Origin of the sequence: Leclercia sp. G3L, assembly GCF_021117075.1 — a bacterium.
Classification (GTDB): Bacteria; Pseudomonadota; Gammaproteobacteria; order Enterobacterales; family Enterobacteriaceae; genus Enterobacter; species Enterobacter adecarboxylatus_C.
Window position 1 is genome coordinate 813,120 of record NZ_CP088265.1, and the last position, 22,967, is coordinate 836,086.

General features: G+C 60.2%; 23 protein-coding genes and 1 pseudogene. 19 read left to right on the top strand and 5 right to left on the bottom strand.

Features of this window, described 5'->3' with window-relative positions; translation table 11 throughout:
* Nucleotides 1–26: 26 nt before the first annotated feature.
* Both LRS40_RS05265 and crfC read right to left on the bottom strand, forming a co-directional pair.
* Entirely contained in the window at nt 27–905 is an 879-nt protein-coding gene (locus LRS40_RS05265) for a diguanylate cyclase regulator RdcB family protein (protein ID WP_142487901.1), read from the bottom strand.
* Nucleotides 902–3,259: a clamp-binding protein CrfC gene (crfC, locus tag LRS40_RS05270; protein ID WP_231313267.1), complete on the bottom strand. Its 2,358-nt coding sequence runs from the start codon at nt 3,257–3,259 to the stop codon at nt 902–904. The genes LRS40_RS05265 and crfC overlap by 4 nt, the downstream gene beginning before the upstream one ends.
* A gap of 591 nt (nt 3,260–3,850) precedes the next feature.
* On the opposite strand from crfC, the gene LRS40_RS05275 reads away from it, so the two are divergent.
* The 16 genes from LRS40_RS05275 (at nt 3,851) to phnP (ending at nt 15,949) form a co-directional block, all read left to right on the top strand.
* A complete protein-coding gene (locus tag LRS40_RS05275; RefSeq protein ID WP_142487899.1) occupies nt 3,851–4,186 on the top strand; it encodes a zinc ribbon domain-containing protein YjdM in 336 nt (111 codons plus the stop codon).
* 123 nt (nt 4,187–4,309) lie between these two features.
* Complete coding sequence (yjdN, locus tag LRS40_RS05280) at nt 4,310–4,738, top strand: VOC family metalloprotein YjdN (protein ID WP_142487898.1); 429 nt, start codon at nt 4,310–4,312, stop codon at nt 4,736–4,738.
* Between the two features lie 173 nt (nt 4,739–4,911).
* Entirely contained in the window at nt 4,912–5,700 is a 789-nt protein-coding gene (gene phnC / locus LRS40_RS05285) for a phosphonate ABC transporter ATP-binding protein (protein WP_156262719.1), read from the top strand.
* Nucleotides 5,701–5,723: 23 nt separating this feature from the next.
* On the top strand, nt 5,724–6,740 hold the full coding sequence (gene phnD, locus LRS40_RS05290) for a phosphonate ABC transporter substrate-binding protein (protein ID WP_231313268.1): 1,017 nt from the start codon (nt 5,724–5,726) through the stop codon (nt 6,738–6,740).
* 100 nt (nt 6,741–6,840) lie between these two features.
* Nucleotides 6,841–7,620 (top strand): phosphonate ABC transporter, permease protein PhnE, encoded by a 780-nt coding sequence (phnE, locus tag LRS40_RS05295; RefSeq protein WP_142487895.1) that lies wholly within the window; start codon nt 6,841–6,843, stop codon nt 7,618–7,620.
* A 20-nt stretch (nt 7,621–7,640) separates the two neighbouring features.
* The gene (gene phnF, locus LRS40_RS05300; RefSeq protein ID WP_142487894.1) at nt 7,641–8,366 is read left to right on the top strand and encodes a phosphonate metabolism transcriptional regulator PhnF; all 726 of its coding nucleotides are present in this window, start codon (nt 7,641–7,643) and stop codon (nt 8,364–8,366) included.
* The gene (gene phnG / locus LRS40_RS05305) at nt 8,367–8,819 is read left to right on the top strand and encodes a phosphonate C-P lyase system protein PhnG (protein ID WP_231313269.1); all 453 of its coding nucleotides are present in this window, start codon (nt 8,367–8,369) and stop codon (nt 8,817–8,819) included.
* Nucleotides 8,816–9,400, top strand: coding sequence for a phosphonate C-P lyase system protein PhnH (phnH, locus tag LRS40_RS05310; protein WP_142487892.1), 585 nt, complete (start codon nt 8,816–8,818; stop codon nt 9,398–9,400). The genes phnG and phnH overlap by 4 nt, the downstream gene beginning before the upstream one ends.
* Entirely contained in the window at nt 9,400–10,464 is a 1,065-nt protein-coding gene (locus tag LRS40_RS05315) for a carbon-phosphorus lyase complex subunit PhnI (protein ID WP_231313270.1), read from the top strand. Before phnH ends, LRS40_RS05315 begins: the two co-directional genes overlap by 1 nt.
* Entirely contained in the window at nt 10,457–11,302 is an 846-nt protein-coding gene (gene phnJ / locus LRS40_RS05320; RefSeq protein WP_231313271.1) for an alpha-D-ribose 1-methylphosphonate 5-phosphate C-P-lyase PhnJ, read from the top strand. The genes LRS40_RS05315 and phnJ overlap by 8 nt, the downstream gene beginning before the upstream one ends.
* Nucleotides 11,299–12,054: a phosphonate C-P lyase system protein PhnK gene (phnK, locus tag LRS40_RS05325; RefSeq protein WP_231313272.1), complete on the top strand. Its 756-nt coding sequence runs from the start codon at nt 11,299–11,301 to the stop codon at nt 12,052–12,054. The genes phnJ and phnK overlap by 4 nt, the downstream gene beginning before the upstream one ends.
* Before the next feature lie 338 nt (nt 12,055–12,392).
* Nucleotides 12,393–13,073 (top strand): phosphonate C-P lyase system protein PhnL, encoded by a 681-nt coding sequence (gene phnL / locus LRS40_RS05330; protein ID WP_142487888.1) that lies wholly within the window; start codon nt 12,393–12,395, stop codon nt 13,071–13,073.
* The gene (gene phnM, locus LRS40_RS05335) at nt 13,070–14,206 is read left to right on the top strand and encodes an alpha-D-ribose 1-methylphosphonate 5-triphosphate diphosphatase (protein WP_231313273.1); all 1,137 of its coding nucleotides are present in this window, start codon (nt 13,070–13,072) and stop codon (nt 14,204–14,206) included. Before phnL ends, phnM begins: the two co-directional genes overlap by 4 nt.
* Nucleotides 14,203–14,760: a ribose 1,5-bisphosphokinase gene (gene phnN, locus LRS40_RS05340; RefSeq protein WP_142487886.1), complete on the top strand. Its 558-nt coding sequence runs from the start codon at nt 14,203–14,205 to the stop codon at nt 14,758–14,760. Before phnM ends, phnN begins: the two co-directional genes overlap by 4 nt.
* Nucleotides 14,747–15,181, top strand: a complete 435-nt coding sequence (gene phnO / locus LRS40_RS05345) for an aminoalkylphosphonate N-acetyltransferase (protein WP_142487885.1) — start codon at nt 14,747–14,749, stop codon at nt 15,179–15,181. The genes phnN and phnO overlap by 14 nt, the downstream gene beginning before the upstream one ends.
* A 9-nt stretch (nt 15,182–15,190) precedes the next feature.
* Nucleotides 15,191–15,949: a phosphonate metabolism protein PhnP gene (phnP, locus tag LRS40_RS05350; RefSeq protein WP_156262711.1), complete on the top strand. Its 759-nt coding sequence runs from the start codon at nt 15,191–15,193 to the stop codon at nt 15,947–15,949.
* Between the two features lie 106 nt (nt 15,950–16,055).
* Here the strand turns inward: phnP and yjdP are convergent, their stop codons facing one another.
* From yjdP to LRS40_RS05365, 3 genes and pseudogenes are all read right to left on the bottom strand, one after another.
* Nucleotides 16,056–16,382, bottom strand: coding sequence for a DDRRRQL repeat protein YjdP (gene yjdP / locus LRS40_RS05355; protein WP_231313274.1), 327 nt, complete (start codon nt 16,380–16,382; stop codon nt 16,056–16,058).
* A 108-nt stretch (nt 16,383–16,490) separates the two neighbouring features.
* Nucleotides 16,491–16,868, bottom strand: a pseudogene (locus tag LRS40_RS05360) (GNAT family N-acetyltransferase); the annotation flags it as partial.
* Between the two features lie 107 nt (nt 16,869–16,975).
* Nucleotides 16,976–19,282: a hybrid sensor histidine kinase/response regulator gene (locus LRS40_RS05365; RefSeq protein WP_231313275.1), complete on the bottom strand. Its 2,307-nt coding sequence runs from the start codon at nt 19,280–19,282 to the stop codon at nt 16,976–16,978.
* Between the two features lie 130 nt (nt 19,283–19,412).
* On the opposite strand from LRS40_RS05365, the gene LRS40_RS05370 reads away from it, so the two are divergent.
* Genes LRS40_RS05370 through LRS40_RS05380 form a run of 3 tightly spaced genes read left to right on the top strand, consistent with a single transcriptional unit; the run spans nt 19,413 to nt 22,898 of the window.
* The gene (locus tag LRS40_RS05370; protein ID WP_231313276.1) at nt 19,413–20,927 is read left to right on the top strand and encodes a sugar ABC transporter ATP-binding protein; all 1,515 of its coding nucleotides are present in this window, start codon (nt 19,413–19,415) and stop codon (nt 20,925–20,927) included.
* A 2-nt stretch (nt 20,928–20,929) separates the two neighbouring features.
* Nucleotides 20,930–21,925 (top strand): ribose ABC transporter permease, encoded by a 996-nt coding sequence (locus tag LRS40_RS05375; protein WP_231313277.1) that lies wholly within the window; start codon nt 20,930–20,932, stop codon nt 21,923–21,925.
* Nucleotides 21,926–21,956: 31 nt separating this feature from the next.
* The gene (locus tag LRS40_RS05380; RefSeq protein ID WP_142487879.1) at nt 21,957–22,898 is read left to right on the top strand and encodes an ABC transporter substrate-binding protein; all 942 of its coding nucleotides are present in this window, start codon (nt 21,957–21,959) and stop codon (nt 22,896–22,898) included.
* Nucleotides 22,899–22,967: the final 69 nt, after the last annotated feature.

Here is a 22,967-nt window from a genome sequence, read left to right on the forward strand (position 1 = left end):
CCCGCCCGGGGAGAGGGTGAAAATCCTTACTCGCCAAACACCTCTTCCACCATCGCCTTTGCCAGCCTTGCCGCCGAACAAAGCCTCGGCATTCCCAGCGCCACATTCTGCCAGCTCTGCGTCACCGACCAGCACACCGGATGCCTGTCGGCATCGCACCAGTCCCCCAGCCAGCCAAGCATATCTTTATGATCGATAATCCCCGGCGTACTGGGTGTGGTCAGCCACTGATGGTAAAAATGACGGGTCGCGGGCGCCGCATTGATCCCCTGCGCCAGGTAGTTAGCCACCATGCTGCGCAGGTTATCTTTGAGCATGGCGCTGACATCCGCATTCGCCAGCCGACAGGCGTCACCGAACGCCCCCCAGCGCAGCTCCTCCAGCACCACATAGCCGCGCCCGGCCAGCGACCAGCCGTCATAATGTCCGGCCCGCCAGCGGGTAAAAATCTGTTCGCTGTGAACGCCCGCCTGCACCGTTAACCCACGCTGGGTTAATGCCTTCTCTTTAAACTGGGCGCGTTGCTGAAAATGGGCAGAGAGGATTTCGTACTGTTGCACCACGCCGATGGGGGGTTGATTGCGCAGGTTGGCCTGCTGGCGCAGCGTGGTCAGGGTCTGGGTCATGCGGGTCAGCGCCAGATGGCCGGGATCGACCATGCCCGCCAGTTTCTCTGCCAGCCCGAGCCGCAGCACAGCATTTTCGCTGAACATTCCCCCCATCGCCCACTGGCGAAGCTGAGTCTGCGCCATGATCTCCTGGGTTAAACGTTCACGAAAGTGCTGCTGTTGCGACCCCACAGAGGTGTGACGCTGTGCGTCAGCCCCCTGAACCAGGTCGACCATAAATTTAGGATGTATGCATTCCAGCGTCCGCCCGGGACCGTCCAGTAATTGTTTTGTCATGGTTGCTCTGCCGCGAACAGCGTTTGAATATCATCGCGTAACAGTCGGGTATCTTCCTGAATCCACGCTGCAGTCGTAATACATTGCTGCAGCAGCTGGCTGAGCGCGCGCGTGGCATGCTCATTCTGCTGGCGCACCGCGAGGCTATCACGCAAGCTTTCCTGTAACCCTGCAAGGCATAACGAGAACTCGGCAAAGAATGTCGCCATACCTGCTGTAACAGAGACATCGACCTGGGCGGCCAAAGCTTTACGGATTTGTTCACAAAATTGATCGATATGTTGTTTAAATTTCTCATGAAGCTGTGACACGTTGATAACATACCGCGTCCGCGTCATCACATAGTCTTCCCAGCCCCAGCCCGGATTGTTCAACCAGCGGGAGACCGTCTCACGCAGCGCGCTGCCGGCTCCCTGGGACTGACTGGCAGGCTGACTCTCCTGGGCGATAGCATCGCTGAACAGCCCCCGGGTATTAAAGTTAAGCTGGTTGGCCTGAAACGCCGGAAAGCTGATCCGCGCGCGAAAACCGGCGTGACTCAACTCTTCTTTAATACGCGTTTCAATCGGGCGCATGGCATCGTTCAGCGCCCGCGCCAGCGTGGACTCCAGCTGGTCGAAACGCAGCGCCAGCTCACGGCCGATTTTCGCCTGCGCATCCAGCATGATCATCTCGCAGGAGGAGCGGATTTTGCTCAACAGGATCTGCGCCTGGCCTTCATCCTCCAGTACCAGCTGACCGGGCATCGCCGCGGCATCAGCACGCTGTTTATGCGGATCAAACCCCGCCAGGTCGAGCAAATTGTCGGGATTAAAGATATGCGCGATGGAGAGTTTAATATCGTTCTGCTGGGAGGTGAGAAACAGATCCGTGGCGCTCAGCGCCTGGCTCACCTCATGGCGAACCTCATCGCTTACCGACGCCTGGCGGGAGTGCAGCAGCGCCATGTCATCTTCCAGACGGGCAATATTGTGCTGTAACTCGTCAAAGGCTACCGTCAGCCCCTGATAGCGGAAATCCAGATACTCCCGGGCGTTCTGGGCGTAGTTCAGCAGCTTATGCGACGCGGAGCGCAGCGCATACAGCGAGGCGTTGGAGTAGGCGGCATAAATCAGCTTGCGGATCGGCTGCTCAAACAGGGAGTCCTCCCACAGCAGATCGGCGGAGTGGCGAAGGTGTTCAATATCATCCAGATCGGCGGTTCGCCAGCGGCGGCCCAGTGCGGCCTCGGCAAAATCCTGCACCCAGCGCTGCTCCTGGTGATCGGGCAATTTACCGTGCATAGCCAGTTCGTGACGCGCCCGGTTCGCCAGGTATCCCCACATCGACGAGACCGGGAAGATCTGACCCGGGGAGATATGGCCCTTCATCAGGGTGCCGGAAATCATCGCCCGCACCTGCTCTTCATCATCGCTGTTGCGGTCTTTCTGATCGAACTTATTAACCAGGGCGTACAGCGGCACCGCTTTGCCGACGGCGGAGATGGCCAGCCGCACTTCGGCATCGGAGATCGACTTCAGTTGGGTATAGTCCATCACCGCCAGCACCGCCGATGCCCGGGCGAGCTGCTCGGTGAGCATTTTTTGCAGATGCGGCTGTCCGGCCTCGTTCGGCCCCGGGGTATCCAGCAGGGTTAATTGCCCCAGATGGACATCCAGCCCGGCCAGATGGACAAACTCCACTTCGATAACCGGGATATTCTCGATCGCAGCATAGGCCGGGAACGGAAAATCCGTGCCCAGCGCCTGAGAAAGCCGCACTAAATCGTTCAGGTTTTTTAAACAATTAAATATCGGCTGCGCACCTAAATAATGTTTTTCAAATGCCGCGCCGGTTTCGATACGCCCAAGTAGCGCATTCATATCTTTGTCAATTTCCAGCTGCTGCGCCAGCTTGCCGCGATCGTAATTGGCAAGCTTCTTTTGCATTTGTTTTATTAATGTATCGATGGGGGCGACGTGAGAAAAATGCAGCACCGGCTCTTTCTGGCCAGGAGTGTGACGGATCAGCGTCGGCAACGCGGTCATCGGGCGGTTGCGATTGGGTAACACTTCGGTGCCCACGATGGCGTTGATGGTGGTGGACTTTCCGGCCTTCATGGTGCCCACGATCGCCAGCACCATCTCCAGGCGGGTAATTTTGCGCAGCTCATTATTCAGCATCGACTGCTGCGCCTCTAAGCCACGGGCACTAAAATGCAGAGGTAAGACATTGCTGGTTTCGCCGGTAATGGCCGACGTGGCGTTGTCCAGCATGGCGACAGGCATGGCGCTCAACGACTCAAGATTCTGCAACGAGAGCTGCAGCAGCCTTTCGGCCTCCTGGCTCAATTCAAATATTGTCTGTGTGTGCATAGTAAAAGCCTTCCCTTAACACAAATTTTATATAACCGAATTGTTTATAAGAATGAAGGATCGGCTTATATGATTACGTGTTGTAAATATGTTCGAAGCCATATAATTGTGTAATGACAGTAAAAATATATTCTTTCAGCGCTTAAAGCAGCAGAGCGCGCTCCTTCGGTCAGGGAAACCGAAAGATTAAGAGCGTAGCTCAATTTTTAAAAACTTCAGGAAAAATCATCGTTAGTTACCCACCAAAAATGAGGGGTAAATCATCCCTTGCAGACCAGGGAGGGTTATTAAAGCAAGTCAGTAAAATATCATTAGCGTCTTAACCTTATCTGAAATGACACGGCGTATCAATTTGCCGCAATAAAATATTATCGCTTTTAATCAGGCGCGTTTATCCCCTGTGTCTGACTCTTAACATTGCCCCAATCGCTGACAAATTCTGTCATCGAAAAGACCCTTTTCGCTAAAAGCGAAAAACAATATCACCGACAACAGTAAGGACATGCGTTATACTTGCCGCCTTTTTCGACAACCTGTCGATTTTTGGCGGGCCTGATTGCCGCCGCTTCGCACTATTTTGAGGAGAACACCATGCAACTACCACAGTGTCCAAAATGCAGTTCTGAATATACCTATGAAGATAACGGTATGTTCATTTGCCCGGAATGCGCTTACGAATGGAACAACGCAGAACCCGCGCAAGAGAGCGATGAGCTGATTGTTAAAGATGCCAACGGCAACCTGCTGGCCGACGGCGACAACGTCACCGTGATTAAAGATCTGAAAGTCAAAGGCAGCTCGTCGATGCTGAAGATCGGCACCAAAGTCAAAGGCATCCGCCTGGTTGAAGGCGACCACAACATCGACTGCAAAATTGACGGTTTCGGCCCGATGAAGCTGAAATCCGAGTTCGTGAAAAAGAACTGATGCTTTTTTGTAGGCCCGGCAAGCGAAGCGCCGCCGGGCGCTTTTGCCGGATGCGCTACGCTTATCCGGCCTACAAATACCGAACTACACTTAACGGGCTTCTCTTTACCTGAGGTAATGATTATGCCGTTAAGTCCCTACATTTCATTCGCCGGTAACTGCGCAGAGGCCACGGCCTTCTATCAGCAGGCCGTCGGCGCGGAACTCCTCTATAAAATCACCTTCGGCGAAATGCCCAAAGACGACAACCGCGAAGAGGGCTGCCCGTCAGGCATGGCGTTCCCGGACTCCGCTATCGCCCACTCCAACGTGCGCATCGCCGGCAGCGTTATCATGATGAGTGACGGTTCGCCCGGCACAAACGCCACCTACGCCGGCTTTACGCTGGTGCTCGACACCCAGGACGTGGCGGAAGGCAAACGCTGGTTCGACAACCTGGCTGCGGGGGGCACCATCGACATGGCCTGGCAGGAGACCTTCTGGGCGCACGGCTTCGGCAAGGTGACCGATAAATACGGCGTTCCCTGGATGATCAACGTCGTTAAACAGTAGGCCGGATAAGCGCAGCGCATCCCGCAACAGCGCCCGGTGGCGCTGCGCTTAAAGGGCCTACAATGATTGTCATCGCTTTCACGTCAACTCTTCAAACTCCCGCAACCAACACTTAACCTAAATGTCATATTGATCCGCCAGCATGAGGCCACATTTGAATCGAGGCCTCCCCCATGCAAACTGTCATCCGCGTCGAGAAACTGAGCAAGACCTTCCATCACAATAAGGCTCTGCATGCCGTTGATCTGACCGTCCAGCAGGGCGAAATGGTGGCGCTGCTGGGGCCATCCGGTTCAGGTAAATCCACCCTTCTGCGCCACCTGAGCGGCCTTATCACCTGCGATAAAACCCCGGAAAGCCACGTTGAGCTGCTGGGCAACACCGTGCAGCGCGCGGGGCGTCTGGCGGGCGATATCCGCAAAAGCCGCGCGCAGACCGGCTACATCTTCCAGCAGTTCAACCTGGTGAACCGTCTGACGGTGCTTGAAAACGTGCTGATTGGCGCGCTCGGCAGTACCCCGTTCTGGCGCACCTGTCTGCGCTGGTTTTCGCCCTCGCAAAAACAGGAGGCGCTGCAGGCGCTGACCCGCGTCGGCATGGCCCACTTCGCCCACCAGCGCGTCTCCACCCTGTCCGGTGGCCAGCAGCAGCGCGTGGCGATTGCCCGGGCGCTGATGCAGAAAGCCAAAATTATTCTCGCCGATGAGCCGATTGCCTCGCTGGATCCGGAGTCGGCCCGCATCGTGATGGAAACCCTGCGCGATATTAACCAGCACGACGGCATCACCATCGTGGTGACGCTGCATCAGGTGGATTACGCCCTGCGCTACTGCGAGCGCATCGTCGCCCTGCGTCAGGGGCACGTGTTCTTTGATGGCGCCAGCCATCAGTTTGATAACGAACGTTTTGACCATCTCTACCGCAGCATTAACCGCGTCGAAGAGAACGCGCAGGCTGCTTAACGTCTCCACAATGAGGAATGGAAATGAGCTATAAAACGGTTGCCGCGCTGGCCTTCACCAGCATGTTCAGTATCAGCACCCTGTTAAGCCCGGCGTATGCGGAAGAGCAGGAAAAAGCACTGAACTTTGGCATCATTTCGACGGAATCACAGCAGAACCTGAAGCCACAGTGGGAACCCTTCCTGAAAGACATGGAAAGCAAGCTGGGGATCAAAGTGAACGCCTTCTTCGCCCCGGACTACGCGGGCATCATCCAGGGGATGCGCTTTAATAAAGTGGACATCGCCTGGTACGGCAACCTCTCCGCTATGGAAGCGGTGGACCGCGCCAACGGTCAGGTCTTTGCCCAGACCGTTGCGGCAGATGGCTCCCCGGGTTACTGGAGCGTGCTGATCGTCAACAAAGACAGTCCGATCAACAACCTCAACGACATGCTCGCCAAACGTAAAGAGCTGACCTTTGGCAACGGCGACCCGAACTCTACCTCCGGCTTCCTGGTCCCGGGTTACTACGTCTTCGCCAAGAACAACGTCTCCACCAGCGAATTCAAACGCACGGTCAACGCCGGGCATGAAACCAACGCCCTCGCCGTCGCCAACAAGCAGGTGGATGTTGCCACCAACAACACCGAAAACCTCGACAAGCTGAAGACCTCCGCACCGGACAAGCTGAAAGAGCTGAAGGTGATCTGGAAATCGCCGCTGATCCCTGGCGACCCGATTGTGTGGCGTAAAAACCTCTCCGACAGCACCAAGGACAAGGTGTACGACTTCTTTATGAACTACGGCAAAACCGCCGAAGAGAAGACCGTGCTGGAACGCCTGGGCTGGGCGCCGTTCCGCGCCTCCAGCGATTTGCAGCTGGTGCCGATTCGCCAGCTGGCGCTGTTCAAACAGATCCAGGGCGTGAAGGAGAACAAGGGTCTGAAGGACGAAGAGAAGAGCAGCAAGATGTCTGAAATTCAGGCGCAGCTGGACGATCTCGACCGCCTGACCGCGGCGCTGGGTGCGATGACCAGCGTGAATAAAGCGGTGCAGTAGTGCTTTTTGCCCGGTGGCGCTTCGCTTATCGGGCCTACTTTCTGGATCGTAGGCCGGATAAGCGTAGCGCCATCCGGCACACAAACCTCAAGGAACCTACATGCAAACCATCACTCTCCCACCGCCAAAGCGCAGCTGGTTCTCGCTGATCGGCTGGGCCGTTCTGCTGGCGGTGCTCGTTGTCTCCTGGAAGGGGGCGGAAATGGCGCCGCTCACGCTGATTCAGGACTCTGGCAACATGGCGACCTTCGCCGCCGACTTCTTCCCGCCGGACTTCAGCCAGTGGCAGGACTACCTCAGCGAAATGGCCATCACCCTGCAAATCGCCGTCTGGGGTACCGCGCTGGCGGTGGTGCTCTCCATTCCGTTTGGCCTGATGAGCGCCGACAACATCGTGCCCTGGTGGATTTACCAGCCGGTGCGGCGCCTGATGGACGCCTGCCGCGCCATCAATGAAATGGTCTTTGCGATGCTGTTCGTGGTGGCGGTCGGTCTCGGGCCGTTCGCCGGGGTGATGGCGCTATTTATTCACACCACCGGGGTGCTCTCCAAGCTGCTCTCGGAAGCGGTGGAAGCCATCGAGCCCGGCCCGGTGGAAGGCATTCGCGCCACCGGGGCCAACAAGCTGGAAGAGATCCTCTACGGCGTCCTGCCGCAGGTGATGCCGCTGCTTATCTCCTACTCCCTGTACCGCTTTGAATCTAACGTTCGCTCCGCAACGGTGGTGGGGATGGTCGGCGCGGGCGGGATTGGCGTCACCCTGTGGGAAGCGATTCGCGGTTTCCAGTTCCAGCAAACCTGCGCCCTGATGGTGCTCATCATCGTGACGGTCAGCCTGCTGGATTTCCTCTCTCAACGTTTGCGTAAGCACTTCATCTGAGAAGCGAGGCTTTGATTTGTATGCACTTATCCAGACATCCGACCAGTTACCCGACACGCTGGCAAGAGATTGCCGCGAAGCTTGAAGTGGAGCTGCGCACCCACTACCGCTGCGGGGATTATCTGCCTGCTGAACAGCAGCTTGCGGATCGCTATGAAGTGAACCGCCATACCCTGCGCCGCGCCATTGACCAGCTGGTTGAACGCGGATGGGTACAGCGTCGTCAGGGCGTCGGCGTGCTGGTGCTGATGCGCCCGTTCGACTACCCCCTCAACGCTCAGGCGCGCTTCAGCCAGAACCTGCTGGATCAGGGCAGCCACCCCACCAGCGAAAAACTGCTCTCGGTGCTGCGTCCGGCCTCCAGCCACGTGGCAGACGCGCTGGGGATTTCGGAGGGCGATAACGTCGTCCACCTGCGCACCCTGCGCCGGGTCAACGGCGTGGCGGTGTGTCAGATCGACCACTACTTCGCTGACCTGACCCTCTGGCCGGTGCTGCAGAACTTCGCCAGCGGCTCGCTGCACGACTTCCTGTTCGAAGCCACTGGGATTGCGCTCAGGCGCACCCAGACCCGCATCAGCGCCCGCCGCGCGCAGGCCAAAGAGAGCAAGGTGCTGGAGATTCCCAACATGGCGCCCCTGCTCTGCGTGCGCACCCTTAACCACCGTGACGGCGAGGTCAACGCGACGGAGTACTCCGTCAGCCTGACCCGCGCCGACATGATTGAATTCACCATGGAGCACTGAATGCATTTCGATACCTCCACCCGCCAGCACTGGATGGCCGTTCTCGCCCACAGCCAGCCTGCGGCGCTTGCCGAGCGGATGTCGGCCCTGAGCCTGACGCCCGCTTATGAACCGATCCGCGCCCCGGAAACCGGGCTGGTGCAGATCCAGGCGCGGATGGGCGGCACCGGGGCACGCTACTTTGCCGGTGATGCCACCCTGACCCGCGCCGTGGTGCGCCTTGCCAGCGGCACGCTCGGCTACAGCTACCTGCTCGGGCGCAACAAAGCGCATGCCGAGCAGTGCGCGGTGATCGACGCCCTGCTGCAGGAAGCGCCGCACTTTCAGACCTTAATGGAAACCCTTATTGCCCCGCTGGAAGCCGACCGCGCCGCACGCCTTGCCGCGCGTCAGGCCGAGGTGAATACCAGCCGGGTCGACTTCTTTACGCTCGTTCGCGGAGACAACGCATGACCCTTCAACCCGCTTTTACCCTTGCCGTGCAGGATGCCCAACACAGTTTTCGCCGTCTGCTAAAAGCGATGAGCGAACCGGGGGTGATCGTCTCCCTGCATCAGCTGAAACACGGCTGGCAGCCGCTGAACCTCGCCACCACCAGCGTGCTGCTGACCCTGGCCGATAATGACACTCCGGTCTGGCTGTCGGGCGCGGTGAGTAACGATATCGTCAGCTCTAACCTGCGTTTTCATACCAGCGCCCCGCTGGTGGATCAGCCCCAGCTGGCGGTGTTCGCCGTTGCCGACGAGCAGATTAGCCACGAGCAGCTCAACGCCCTGAGCGAAGGCAGCGCCGTCGCGCCGGAGACCAGCGCCACCCTGATTTTGCAGGTGCCGAGCCTGAGCGGCGGGCGCATGCTGCGTCTGACCGGAGCCGGAATTGCCGAAGAACGCATGGTCGCCCCGCAGCTGCCGGAGTGCATTATTCATGAACTGACCGAGCGCCCGCACCCGTTCCCGCTGGGGATCGACCTGCTCCTGACCTGCGGCGAACGCCTGCTGGCGATCCCGCGAACCACCCATGTGGAGGTGTGCTGATGTACGTTGCCGTCAAAGGGGGCGAGAAGGCGATCGCCGCCGCCCATGCCCTGCAGGAGCACAGACGCCGGGGCGATGAGCAGCTCCCGGAGCTGAGCGTCGCCCAGATCGAACAGCAGCTCAACCTGGCCGTGGATCGGGTGATGACCGAAGGCGGCATTGCCGACCGCGAGCTGGCAGCGCTGGCGCTGAAGCAGGCCAGCGGCGATAACGTCGAGGCCATCTTCCTGCTGCGCGCCTACCGCACCACCCTGGCGAAGCTGGCGGTGAGCGAGCCGATTAATAGCGCAGAGATGCGCCTTGAGCGCCGAATTTCTGCCGTTTATAAAGATATCCCGGGTGGTCAGCTGCTCGGCCCGACCTACGACTACACCCACCGCCTGCTCGATTTTACCCTGCTGGCGAACGGCGAGGCCCCTCGCCTGACCACCTCAGACGCCCCGCAGGATGCCGCCCCGCACGTCTTCAGCCTGCTGGCACACCAGGGGCTGGCGAAGGCGGAAGAGGATCGCGGCGATGAGCCGGACGACATCACCCGCACCCCGCCGGTCTACCCCTGCTCCCGCGCCTCGCGCCTGCAGCAGCTGATGCGCGGCGACGAGGGCTACCTGCTGGCGCTGGCCTACTCCACCCAGCGCGGCTACGGGCGTACCCACCCCTTTGCCGGCGAAATTCGCAGCGGCTATATCGACGTTGAAATCGTGCCGGAAGAGCTGGGTTTCGCGGTGAACGTCGGTGAACTGCTGATGACCGAATGCGAAATGGTTAACGGCTTTGTCACCCCGAACAACGACGCCCCGCACTTCACCCGCGGCTACGGGCTGGTGTTCGGCATGGGCGAACGCAAGGCGATGGCGATGGCGCTGGTCGACCGGGCGCTACAGGCCCCGGACTACGGCGAGAACCTCGCCGGCCCGGCGCAGGACGAGGAGTTTGTGCTGGCCCACGCGGATAACGTCGAGGCCGCCGGATTTGTCTCGCACCTCAAGCTGCCGCACTACGTCGATTTCCAGGCCGAGCTGGAACTGCTGAAACGTCTGCAACAGGAGCGCAAGAATGGCTAACCTCAGCGGCTATAACTTTGCTTATCTGGATGAGCAAACCAAACGCATGATCCGCCGCGCCATTTTAAAAGCGGTGGCGATCCCCGGCTATCAGGTGCCGTTCGGCGGTCGTGAGATGCCGATGCCTTACGGCTGGGGCACCGGGGGGATCCAGATCACCGCCAGCGTGATTGGCGAAGCCGACGTCCTGAAGGTGATTGACCAGGGCGCTGACGATACCACCAACGCCGTGTCGATCCGCCAGTTCTTCCAGCGCGTCACCGGGGTGAATACCACCGAGCGCACCGAAGACGCCACGCTGATCCAGACCCGTCACCGCATCCCGGAAACCCCGCTCGTTGAAGACCAGATTTTGATTTTCCAGGTACCGGTCCCCGAGCCGCTGCGCTTTATCGAACCCCGCGAAACCGAAACCCGCACCATGCACGCGCTGGAAGAGTACGGCGTGATGCAGGTGAAACTCTATGAAGACATCGCCCGCTTCGGCCATATCGCCACCACCTACGCCTACCCGGTGAAGGTCAACGGGCGCTACGTGATGGACCCGTCGCCGATCCCGAAATTCGATAACCCGAAGATGGACATGATGCCCGCGTTGCAGCTGTTCGGGGCCGGGCGCGAAAAACGCATTTACGCCGTGCCGCCGTACACCCGCGTGGAGAGTCTCGATTTCGACGACCATCCGTTTACGGTGCAGGAGTGGGACGAGCCGTGCGCCATCTGCGGATCGAAACACAGCTATCTCGATGAAGTGGTGCTGGATGACACGGGCAACCGGATGTTTGTCTGCTCCGATACCGATTACTGCCGCCAACAGAGCGAGGCCAACAGCCAATGAAACCGCTGCTTTCGGTCAATAACCTGACCCACCTCTATGCGCCGGGTAAAGGCTTCAGCGACGTGTCGTTCGACCTCTGGCCGGGTGAAGTGCTGGGCATTGTCGGCGAGTCCGGCTCCGGCAAAACTACTCTGCTGAAGTCCATCTCCGCGCGCCTTGCGCCGCAACACGGTGTGATCCTGTATCAGGGACGCTCCCTCTACGGCATAAGCGAGGCCGAACGCCGCCGCCTGCTGCGCACCGAGTGGGGCGTGGTGCATCAGCACCCGATGGACGGCCTGCGCCGCCAGGTGTCGGCGGGGGGCAACATCGGTGAGCGGCTGATGGCCACCGGTGCACGCCATTACGGCGACATCCGCGCCACGGCGCAGAAGTGGCTGGAAGAGGTAGAGATCCCGGCGTCGCGCATCGACGACCTGCCAACAACGTTTTCCGGCGGGATGCAGCAGCGTTTACAGATTGCCCGCAACCTGGTCACCCATCCGAAGCTGGTGTTTATGGATGAACCCACCGGTGGGCTGGACGTCTCTGTTCAGGCGCGCCTGCTGGATCTGCTCCGCGGCCTGGTGGTGGAGCTGAACCTGGCGGTGGTGATTGTCACCCATGATTTGGGCGTCGCCCGTCTGCTGGCGGACCGTCTGCTGGTGATGAAAAGCGGCGAGGTGGTGGAAAGTGGGCTGACCGACCGGGTGCTCGACGATCCGCACCATCCGTATACCCAGCTGCTGGTGTCGTCCGTGTTGCAGAATTGAGGTTGCTGTTGCCGGGTGGCGGCTTCGCCTTACCCGGCCTACGGACCGCGCTCTTTGTAGGCCGGGTAAGCGCAGCGCCACCCGGCAAGAATCCAGCACCTTGTAGGCCGGGTAAGCGCAGCGCCACCCGGCAAGAATCCAGCACCTTGTAGGCCGGGTAAGCGAAGCGCCACCCGGCAAGAATCCAGCACCTTGTAGGCCGGGTAAGCGAAGTGCCACCCGGCAAGAATCCAGCACCTTGTAGGCCGGGTAAGCGCAGCGCCACCCGGCAAGAATCCAGCACCTTGTAGGCCGGGTAAGCGAAGCGCCACCCGGCAAGAAAACGCCACGAGGCCAAGATGATCCACGTACAAAACGTAAGTAAAACCTTCGTGCTCCACCAGCAAAACGGCGTGCGCCTGCCGGTACTGCAAAATGCCTCTCTGGAGGTCAGCAGCGGCGAGTGCGTGGTGCTGCACGGCCACTCCGGCAGCGGCAAATCGACCCTGCTGCGATCCCTGTACGCCAACTACCTGCCGGACGAAGGCCATATCCATATCCGTCACGGCGACGAATGGGTGGATCTGGTGCAGGCCCCGGCGCGCAAGGTGCGGGACGTGCGCCGCACCACCATCGGCTGGGTCAGCCAGTTTTTACGGGTCATCCCCCGCGTCCCGGCGCTGGAGGTGGTGATGCAGCCCCTGCTGGATCTCGGCGTGCCGCGCGATACCTGCGCCGCCAAAGCCGCCAGCCTGCTGACGCGCCTCAACGTGCCGGAGCGCCTGTGGCACCTCGCTCCCTCCACCTTCTCCGGCGGAGAGCAGCAGCGGGTGAATATCGCCCGCGGCTTTATCGTCGATTACCCGATTTTACTGCTCGATGAACCGACCGCCTCGCTGGATGCGAAAAACAGCGCCGCAGTCATGGAACTGATCGAAGAAGCCAAAGCGCGCGGCGCGGCGATCGTCGGGATCTTCCACGACGACGCGGTGCGGGATCGCGTAGCGGATCGTCTGCACCCGATGGGGATCACCGCATGATCGTAAACAACGTAAAACTGGTGCTGGAAAACGAGGTCGTTAATGGCTCCATCGAGGTTCAGGACGGCGTCATTCGCGCCTTTGCTGAAACCCCGAGCCGCTCGCCGCAGGCGATGGACGGCGAAGGCGGCTGGCTGCTGCCGGGGCTGATTGAGCTGCACACCGACAACATGGACAAGTTCTTCACCCCGCGGCCAAAGGTAGACTGGCCCGCCCATTCGGCGATGAGCAGCCACGACGGAATGATGGTCGCCAGCGGCATCACCACCGTGCTGGACGCGGTGGCGATCGGTGACGTGCGCGACGGCGGCGACCGGCTGGAGAATCTGGAGAAGATGATCAACGCCGTGGAGGAGACGCAGAAGCGCGGCCTCAACCGCGCCGAGCACCGTCTGCACCTGCGCTGCGAGCTGCCCCACCACACCACCCTGCCGCTGTTCGAGAAGCTGGTCGGCCGCGAACCGGTGACTCTGGTGTCGCTGATGGATCACTCCCCGGGCCAGCGCCAGTTCGCCAACATCGAAAAGTACCGTGAATATTATCAGGGCAAATACTCTCTCAACGACCAGCAGATGGCGCGCTACGAAGAGGAGCAGCTGGCCCTGGCCGCCCGCTGGTCGCAGCCCAATCGCCAGGCCATTGCCGCCCTGTGCCGGGAGCGCAATATCGCACTGGCGAGCCACGACGACGCCACCGCGGATCATGTACTTGAATCCCATCAGCTTGGCAGCACAATTGCCGAATTTCCCACCACGTTCGAGGCGGCAGAAGCCTCCCGCCAGTACGGGATGAATGTCCTGATGGGTGCGCCGAACATCGTGCGCGGCGGATCGCACTCCGGCAACGTGGCGGCAAGCTCGCTGGCCTCGCTCGGCCTGCTGGATATTCTCTCCTCCGATTATTACCCCGCCAGCCTGCTGGATGCGGCGTTCCGGGTGGCCGACGATACGGGCAACGGCTTTACTCTGCCGCAGGCGATCCGTCTGGTGACGAAGAATCCGGCGCAGGCGCTAAATCTGCACGATCGCGGGGTGATTGGCGAAGGCAAACGCGCGGACCTGGTGCTGGCGCACCGCAAAGGCGAGCATATTCATATCGACCACGTCTGGCGTCAGGGAAAAAGGGTGTTCTGATGGGAAGAGTGATCTGGTTAATGGGGCCGTCCGGCTCCGGAAAGGACAGCCTGCTGGCGGCGTTGCGCCAGCAGACCCACCCGCAGCTGCTGGTGGCGCACCGCTACATCACCCGCCCCGCCAGTGCGGGGAGCGAAAACCACATCGCCCTCAGCGAGCCGGAGTTTTTTACCCGCGCCGGGCAGCAACTGTTTGCCCTGAGCTGGCACGCTAACGGCTATTATTATGGGGTGGGTCTGGAGATCGACCTCTGGCTGCATGCCGGATTCGACGTGGTGGTGAACGGCTCGCGCGCCCATCTTCCCCAGGCGCGGGCGCGCTATGCGGGGGCGCTGCTGCCGATCTGCCTGCAGGTGTCGCCAGATATTCTGCGGAGCCGACTGCAAAGCCGTGGTCGGGAGAACGCCAGAGAGATCGACCAGCGGCTTGAGCGTGCCGCCCGCTATACCCCGTCCGATTGTCCTGTCCTGAATAACGACGGAAGCTTGCTCCAGTCCGTCGAACACTTTCTTTCACTGATTCACCAGAAGGAGAACAACCATGCCCGAGTGTGAGTTGCGTCCCGCCACCGCGGAGGACGTCGACGCCGTCTATGGCCTTATTTGTGAATTAAAACAGGCGGAGCTTGACCGGTCAGCGTTCCATGCCGGGTTCGCGGCCAATTTGCAGGATCACAATATGCGCTACCAGCTGGCCGAACAGGATGGACACATCATCGGCATGATCGGCCTGCACATGCAGTTTCATCTGCATCATGCCAACTGGATCGGCGAGATCCAGGAGCTGGTGGTAATGCCGCAGGCGCGCGGGCTCAGGGTTGGCAGCCAGCTGCTGGCCTGGGCAGAAGAAGAGGCCCGCCACGCCGGGGCTGAGATGACCGAGCTTTCCACCAGCGTAAAGCGCCTCGACGCGCACCGCTTTTATCTTCGTGAAGGGTACACACAGAGCCATTTCCGCTTTACCAAACCGCTGTAAGGGGGCGCTATGAGTCTGACCATTACGTTAACAGGAACCGGTGGCGCCCAGCTGGTGCCCGCTTTTGGCTGTGACTGTCCGGCCTGCCGCCGGGCGCGTTTGCAGGACGACTATCGCCGTCGCCCCTGTAGCGCGGTGGTCAAATTCAACGACGCGGTAACGCTGCTGGACGCGGGAATCCCGCACCTGATGGACGACTGGCCCGCAGGCAGCTTTCAGCAGTTTTTACTCACCCACTACCATATGGATCATGTCCAGGGGCTGTTCCCGCTGCGCTGGGGCGTGGGGGCGACCATCCCGGTATACGGCCCGCCGGACGAAGCCGGCTGCGACGATCTGTTTAAGCACCCCGGCATTCTCGACTTTAGCCACACGCTTGAGCCCTTTGTGGTGTTTGAACTCCAGGGGTTACGCGTGACCCCGCTGCCCCTCAACCATTCGAAGCTGACGTTTGGCTATCTGCTGGAGAGCGCCCACAGCCGCGTCGCCTGGCTGTCGGACACCGCCGGGCTGCCGGACAAAACGGTAAAGTTTTTACTCAACAACCACCCGCAGGCGATGGTGATTGACTGTAGCCACGAGCCGCGCGCGGAGACCCCGCGCAACCATTGCGATCTGAATACGGTGATTGCCCTGAATCAGGTGATTGGCTGTCCGCAGGTGATCCTGACCCACATCAGCCATCAGTTTGACGTGTGGATGATGGACAACCCGCTGCCGGAAGGGTTCGAGGCGGGGTATGACGGGATGGTGCTGGTGCTGGACTAACGATTTTCTCCCTCTCTCTGTGGGAGAGGGCCGGGGTGAGGCATCAGGCCGCACGTTACTGCCGGGTGGCGGCTGCGCCTTACCCGGCCTACGGTTTTGTAGGCCCTTACCGCCGATCGTAATCATCCTCTAACCGCCGCTCGTCATCTTCAAGGCGACGTCGATCTTCGTCCAGCTGGCGCTGGCGCTCATCTAGACGCTGACGTCTGTCCTCAAGCTGCCTGCGACGATCGTCATACTGGCGGCTATCGCTGCTGCGACGGCTCTCTTCGTAGCGATCGTCGTCGGCATTGCGATTATTGCTGTTGGGGTTGTAGGCGTCGTTAATGGCCTGCTGGATATTGCCGATCGCATCGTCAACGATGTCGGCATGCGCCAGCTGGCTGGTTAAAGAGATCAGACCAAATAACAGAGCGGTAAAGGTACGTTTCATAAAGCCAGTCTCGCAGGGTGAGCTGGCTTTACGGTAATAAACGGCAGGTAGAGCGAGTAGCGGAGGAATCTCAAATTCTGGAAGGCAGAGTTGCTCCCATTATTACTATTGGTCAAAAACGCATATTAATGGGATACCGCATCGTAGGATTAACGCCTCATACAACCGAGTTGCCAGCCCTTTATCTCGCTCTGCGGGATCGACACAAATCCCCTCGACCTGAATAATATTGGCATCTTCCCAGCAGCGTTCAACAGCAACAATATCTTTCCCCAGGGTGGGTTTTCGCTGTAAATCCAGCGCCGCCACCACACGATGGCGCGGTACCCCTTCAAAGGTTTCGATATCCGCTTCAATAATGGCCGCACGAGGCGTCTGTGGATCGTAGATAACATGCAGCAGTCGCCCGGAGAGTTCAAACTCTTCCACCTGTTTAAAGGCGCGCGCGACTGTCATCGGGCTATAGGTTGTAGGCATCACGATCATATGTGAGTCCCCTCTCGTCAGTACCGGCATAATTCCCTTTATATCCTAATCCGCTTATTTTTGCGCAGATTAGCACCACCGATACCGCGCAAACGATTGATTAATTCTTAAACACTGCGGCGAATTTTCTCCGCATTCGTATCGATTTTACGCAGCGCCTGCGCCAGCTGCCCGCGGGTGAACGGCTTACGCAGCAGCTCCACCTCGGGCAGCTGTGGGTTGTGCGCCGGACGCAGATCCTGGCCGCTCATCAGCAGCACCGGGAGATGGGGGAAATGCTGGCGCACATGCTGGATCACCTCCGCGCCGCTCAGGTTGCCGGGCAGCATTAAGTCGCTGATAAAGATCTCGATATCCGCAGAGGCGCTCAGCATCTGTATCGCCTGCTCGCCGGTTTCGGCCTCCAGGGTCAGGTAGCCCAGCTGGTGGAGCTGTTCGCACAGCGTCTGCCGGACGTCGGTCTGGTCGTCCAGCACCAGCACCAGCCGGTCGCCTGGCGGCGAGGCGGGGGTTGCCCCGTTTTCCGACGAGGGTAGCGCCTGTAAGGTGGCGCGCGGCAGATGCAGCCGCACGGTGGTGCCCTGGCCGGGCGCGCTTTCGATCTCCACCCGCCCGCCGGACTGGCGCACGAAGCCATACACCATCGACAGCCCCAGCCCGCTGCCGCTGCCGGTCTGTTTGGTGGTGAAGAAGGGTTCAAAGACCTGAGATTTAATTGCCTGCGACATCCCGGCGCCGTGGTCGATCACCTCCAGCGCCACCATGTCCTGCTTACGCCCGTCGCTGCGGGTCACGCGCTGGTTCCAGGTGCGGATTTTGATGGTGCCGCTGTGCCCTTCCATCGCATCGCGGGCGTTCATCACCAGGTTGATGATGGCGTTTTCCAGCTGGCCAACGTCAATCCACGCCGGCCACGCCGGCGTTTGCGCTTCGATATCCAGCGCGACCGTGGCGGGCAGAGAGTGGCGCATCAGCTCGGCCAGGTTTTCCAGCAGGGGCTTCATCTCCACCGCGTGCGGGTTCAGCGACTGCTTACGGGAGAAGGCCAGCAGGCGCTGGGTTAACAGCGCCCCGCGCTCGGCGGCCTTCAGCGCACGGCCAATGCGTGGGGCATCCGGCGAGTGGGGATCGGCCAGCTCCAGGCTGCCGATGATCACCGCCAGCAGGTTATTGAAATCATGGGCCAGCCCGCCCGTCAGCTGCCCGACCGCCTTCATCTTCTGGCTGTGCAGCAGTGCCTCCTCCAGCCCCTGGCGTTCAAGGCGATCCACCTCCATCTGCGAGGTCTTCTCCTTCAGCAGTCGGGTGGTGTGCTCCAGCGAGGCGGTATTGCGGGCAAAGACGTTAAACGCCCTCGCCAGCTCGCCCAGCTCATCCCGGCGCTGCAGCGCAGGCACCGAGACATCCTGTTCCCCGTGGGCCAGCCGCGACATCGCCCGGGAGATAGCGGTCAGGTTGGTGCCCAGATTGCGGTAGATATACCAGCAGGCAAAGGCGGTGATGATCAGCGCCAGCACGGCGGACACCGTGATAAAGACGCTGATCGAGCGCAGCTCCCGATGGCTCTCAGCGGTGCGCAGCTGCGAGGCCTCGGCCACCTGCTCCACATACTGATTGATATCGCTGTTTAAGATCGCCACCAGCGCCTTGATGTGGAACATATACCAGCTGATAGCGAGATCGCTCTCTTCCAGCTGCCCGGAGAGCGGGCCGAGCTTGTTGAGTTCGGCGTAAAAATCAGGCAGGACGAAGCTCACCACCGGCTGCGCGGCCTGGCGGGGCAACATCGCCGTCACCGTATCCAGCTGCTGAAGGGTCGCGCGCGGCGAAGGGGTTTGAATGGCGGCGACGATCAGCCGATCCATCTCGCTGAGCAGCCGGGCGTCAGGCAGGTTACTGGCGTAGCGGCGATTGATGTCCTGCAGATGGCGGAGATAGCTCTGGCTCTGGTAGAGCGAGCTGAGCAGGGCGTTACGCTCCAGATGGCGTCGCTGCCCGCGCTCCAGCATGCCGGTCACGCTTTGCTGGAGCTCATTGCTGCGCTGGATGATCCGCGCCACCAGCGCCGGCTCCTGCTGCGCCAGCGGCGCATCGGCAAGCTGCTCCAGCGAACGGCCCAGCGCCGTCTGGGTCTGTTTGAGCCGGTTGGCTTCATCTTTATATTCCAGCGCCCCCACGACCTGCGACAGCCGCACCGCCGCCGTCGCCACGTTGGCGGTTTCACGCGCCAGGTTCATGCTGCCGGTCATGTCGTCCAGGGTCTGGCGCTGCACCTGCTCCTGAATATGGCTGGCATGACGAAAGCCCAGCACCGCCACGCCGCTGACCATTAACGTTACCGCCACCACCAGCAGATTGAAGATCAGCAGGCGGCCACGGGCGCTGGCGAAGAAGGGGGGACGGCGTGAGGGCATATTGGCTCCGCGGCGTAACTGTGATCCACATTAACTATTCATAACTATGACAAATATGAACGACTTCTGACATTTTGCATTTACCGGGGTGTGATGAAGTGCGGATATCGACCTTCACAGGAGATCCGCCATGAGCAGAACCCCGGTTTTAGAGATGCGCAGCATTGCCAAAACCTTTGGCAACTTCCACGCGCTGAAGGGTGTGGATCTGACGGTCTTCCCCGGCGAAATCCATGCCTTAATGGGCGAAAACGGCGCCGGGAAAAGCACCCTGATGAAAATCCTCGCCGGGGCCTACATCGCCACCGGCGGCGAGATCCTGATCGACGGCAAGCCGTTTCATATCAAAGGCCCAAAAGATGCGCTGGCGGCAGGCATCACCCTGATCTATCAGGAGATGCAGCTGGCCCCTAACCTTACCGTGGCCGAGAACATCTTCCTCGGCAGCGAGCTGTCGCGCGGCGGACTGGTACAGCGCAAAGAGATGGCCGCCCAGGCCCAGGCGGTAATCGATCGCCTCGGCGCCAATTTCAAAGCCACCGATCTGGTGATGAAGCTGACCATCGCCGAGCAGCAGCAGGTGGAAATCGCCCGCGCGCTGCACCGCAACAGCCGCATCCTGGTGATGGATGAACCCACCGCCGCCCTCTCCTCGCGCGAAACCCACCGCCTGTTCGAGCTGATTTTGCGTCTGCGCGACGAAGGGATGGCGATTATCTATATCAGCCACCGCATGGCGGAAGTGTATGAGTTATCTGACCGGGTCAGCGTGCTGCGCGACGGCCAGTACGTCGGTAGCCTGACCCGCGACAAGCTCAACGCCCCGGAACTGGTGCGAATGATGGTCGGGCGACCACTGAGCGATCTGTTCAACAAAGAGCGCGATATTCCTCTCGGCAGCCCGCGCCTGAACGTCCACCACCTGACCGACGGCGGCAAAGTGCAGCCCTGCAGCCTGCAGGTGCGTTCCGGCGAAATCGTCGGCCTCGCCGGGCTGGTGGGTGCCGGGCGTTCCGAGCTGGCGCAGCTGATTTTCGGCGTGCGCAAGGCCACCGGCGGGATGATTGAGGTGGATGGCGAGCCGGTGGTGATCCACTCCCCGCGCGCCGCCATCGACCACGGCATCGGCTTTTTAACCGAGAACCGCAAGGAGCAAGGGCTGTTCCTCGAGCTGGCGGCGCAGGAGAACATCACCATGGCGACGCTGGAACGCGATGCCAGCTTCGGCTGGCTGAACCGCAAAAAAGCCCAGTCGATCTCCGATGACGCCATCGCCCTGCTCAATATTCGCGTGCCGCACTCCCAGGTGCGGGCGGGCGGACTCTCCGGCGGCAACCAGCAAAAGCTGCTCATCTCCCGCTGGGTGGCGATTGGCCCGCGCATTCTGATCCTCGACGAGCCGACCCGCGGCGTGGACGTCGGGGCCAAAAGCGAGATCTACCGGATCATGAACCAGATGGCGCGTAAAGGGGTGGCGATCCTGATGATCTCCAGCGAACTGCCGGAAGTGGTCGGCATGAGCGATCGCGTGTACGTCATGCGCGAAGGGAGCATTGCCGGGGAACTCCATCGGGCCGATATCTCACAAGAAAACATCATGACGCTGGCGACCGGCGTTAACGACTCTCATCATCGGGCGGTATAACCATGACGCAACCTAACACTCCGCAACAGGTGGCCAAAGCGGCCTCCGCCAAAAAAATGCTGATGGGCGATCTGATGCAAACCATCGGTATCCTGCCGATATTGATCCTGATCGTCGCGGTATTTGGCTTTATCGCGCCGAACTTTTTTACCGAAAGTAATCTGCTGAACATCACCCGTCAGGCGTCGATCAACATCGTGCTGGCGGCGGGGATGACCTTCATTATTTTGACCGGCGGCATCGACCTGTCGGTGGGCTCGATTCTGGGCACCACCGCGGTGGCGGCGATGGTGGTCTCGCTGATGCCGGAGCTGTCGATGCTCTCGGTGCCGGCGGCGCTGATGCTCGGCATGGTGCTGGGGCTGTTCAACGGCGCGCTGGTGGCCTTTGCCGGGTTACCGCCCTTTATCGTCACCCTCGGCACCTACACGGCACTGCGCGGCGCGGCCTACCTGCTTGCGGACGGCACTACGGTCATCAACTCCAGCATCAGCTTTGAATGGATCGGCAATAACTATCTCGGGCCGGTGCCGTGGCTGGTGGTGATTGCCCTGGCGGTGATCGTTGTCTGCTGGTTCATCCTGCGCCGCACCACCCTCGGGGTACATATCTACGCGGTGGGCGGCAACATGCAGGCCGCACGCTTAACGGGCATCAAGGTCTGGATGGTGCTGCTGTTTGTCTACGGCATGAGCGGCCTGCTCTCGGGCCTCGGCGGGGTGATGAGCGCATCAAGGCTGTACAGCGCCAACGGCAACCTCGGTACCGGCTATGAGCTGGACGCTATCGCGGCGGTGATCCTCGGCGGCACCAGCTTCGTCGGCGGGATCGGCACCATCACCGGCACGCTGGTGGGGGCGCTGATTATCGCCACCCTTAACAACGGCATGACGCTGATGGGCGTCTCCTATTTCTGGCAACTGGTGATCAAAGGGACGGTGATCATCATTGCGGTGCTGATCGACAAATACCGTACCCGACACCATCAAAGTGCATAACAACAATACCCTACATAACGAGGACGAAAATATGCGTTTAAAACCTCTTGTTACCGCGCTCTGTGCTGGCGCACTGCTCGCAGCAAGCCCGTTTGTGCAGGCCAAAGAGCTGAAGTCCATCGGCGTGACGGTGGGCGATCTGGCGAACCCGTTCTTTGTGCAAATCACCAAAGGGGCGGAGCTGGAAGCGCGCAAGCTGGCGGGGGACAACGTGAAAGTGACGCTGGTGTCCAGCGGCTACGATCTCGGCCAGCAGGTTTCTCAGATTGATAACTTTATCGCCGCCAAAGTCGATATGATCATTCTTAACGCCGCCGATTCGAAAGGGATTGGTCCGGCGGTGAAGCGCGCGAAAGACGCCGGGATCGTGGTGGTGGCGGTTGACGTGGCGGCAGAGGGTGCCGATGCCACTATCACCTCCAACAACACCCAGGCCGGTGAGATGGCCTGTAAGCTGATCACCGACCGCCTGAAAGGCAAAGGCAACGTGGTGATCATCAACGGACCGCCGGTCTCTGCGGTACAAAACCGTGTGGAAGGCTGTAAGGCTGAATTTAAAAAACATCCGGATATCAAAGTCCTTTCGGATAACCAGAACGCCAAAGGCAGCCGTGACGGCGGGCTGGAGGTGATGACCTCCCTGCTGGCGGCCAATCCGAAGATCGACGGCGTGTTCGCTATCAACGATCCGACGGGGATCGGCGCCGATCTGGCGGCAAAACAGGCACAACGTAACGAGTTCTTTATCGTCGGCGTCGATGGCTCACCGGATGCGGAAGAGGCGCTGAAGCGGGAAAACTCTCTGTTTGTTGCTACCCCGGCGCAGGACCCGCAGGTGATGGCGGCGAAAGCGGTGGAGATCGGCTATGACATTCTGCAGGGCAAACCGGCGCCGAAAGAGCCGGTGCTGATCCCGGTGACGATGATCGATAAGAGCAACGTCGGCAATTATAAGGGCTGGACGGTTAAGTAATGACTGTACGCCTCTCCCCACAGGGGTGAGGATGTTCACGTTCCCTCTCCCCTGCGGGGAGAGGGTCAG

Bases quoted from the DNA above. Each gene is read 5' to 3' on its own strand.
- LRS40_RS05265 (WP_142487901.1), bottom strand. From the start codon at position 905: ATGACAAAACAATTACTGGACGGTCCCGGGCGGACGCTGGAATGCATA.
- crfC (WP_231313267.1), bottom strand. From the start codon at position 3,259: ATGCACACACAGACAATATTTGAATTGAGCCAGGAGGCCGAAAGGCTG.
- LRS40_RS05275 (WP_142487899.1), top strand. From the start codon at position 3,851: ATGCAACTACCACAGTGTCCAAAATGCAGTTCTGAATATACCTATGAA.
- yjdN (WP_142487898.1), top strand. From the start codon at position 4,310: ATGCCGTTAAGTCCCTACATTTCATTCGCCGGTAACTGCGCAGAGGCC.
- phnC (WP_156262719.1), top strand. From the start codon at position 4,912: ATGCAAACTGTCATCCGCGTCGAGAAACTGAGCAAGACCTTCCATCAC.
- phnD (WP_231313268.1), top strand. From the start codon at position 5,724: ATGAGCTATAAAACGGTTGCCGCGCTGGCCTTCACCAGCATGTTCAGT.
- phnE (WP_142487895.1), top strand. From the start codon at position 6,841: ATGCAAACCATCACTCTCCCACCGCCAAAGCGCAGCTGGTTCTCGCTG.
- phnF (WP_142487894.1), top strand. From the start codon at position 7,641: ATGCACTTATCCAGACATCCGACCAGTTACCCGACACGCTGGCAAGAG.
- phnG (WP_231313269.1), top strand. From the start codon at position 8,367: ATGCATTTCGATACCTCCACCCGCCAGCACTGGATGGCCGTTCTCGCC.
- phnH (WP_142487892.1), top strand. From the start codon at position 8,816: ATGACCCTTCAACCCGCTTTTACCCTTGCCGTGCAGGATGCCCAACAC.
- LRS40_RS05315 (WP_231313270.1), top strand. From the start codon at position 9,400: ATGTACGTTGCCGTCAAAGGGGGCGAGAAGGCGATCGCCGCCGCCCAT.
- phnJ (WP_231313271.1), top strand. From the start codon at position 10,457: ATGGCTAACCTCAGCGGCTATAACTTTGCTTATCTGGATGAGCAAACC.
- phnK (WP_231313272.1), top strand. From the start codon at position 11,299: ATGAAACCGCTGCTTTCGGTCAATAACCTGACCCACCTCTATGCGCCG.
- phnL (WP_142487888.1), top strand. From the start codon at position 12,393: ATGATCCACGTACAAAACGTAAGTAAAACCTTCGTGCTCCACCAGCAA.
- phnM (WP_231313273.1), top strand. From the start codon at position 13,070: ATGATCGTAAACAACGTAAAACTGGTGCTGGAAAACGAGGTCGTTAAT.
- phnO (WP_142487885.1), top strand. From the start codon at position 14,747: ATGCCCGAGTGTGAGTTGCGTCCCGCCACCGCGGAGGACGTCGACGCC.
- phnP (WP_156262711.1), top strand. From the start codon at position 15,191: ATGAGTCTGACCATTACGTTAACAGGAACCGGTGGCGCCCAGCTGGTG.
- yjdP (WP_231313274.1), bottom strand. From the start codon at position 16,382: ATGAAACGTACCTTTACCGCTCTGTTATTTGGTCTGATCTCTTTAACC.
- LRS40_RS05365 (WP_231313275.1), bottom strand. From the start codon at position 19,282: ATGCCCTCACGCCGTCCCCCCTTCTTCGCCAGCGCCCGTGGCCGCCTG.
- LRS40_RS05370 (WP_231313276.1), top strand. From the start codon at position 19,413: ATGAGCAGAACCCCGGTTTTAGAGATGCGCAGCATTGCCAAAACCTTT.
- LRS40_RS05375 (WP_231313277.1), top strand. From the start codon at position 20,930: ATGACGCAACCTAACACTCCGCAACAGGTGGCCAAAGCGGCCTCCGCC.
- LRS40_RS05380 (WP_142487879.1), top strand. From the start codon at position 21,957: ATGCGTTTAAAACCTCTTGTTACCGCGCTCTGTGCTGGCGCACTGCTC.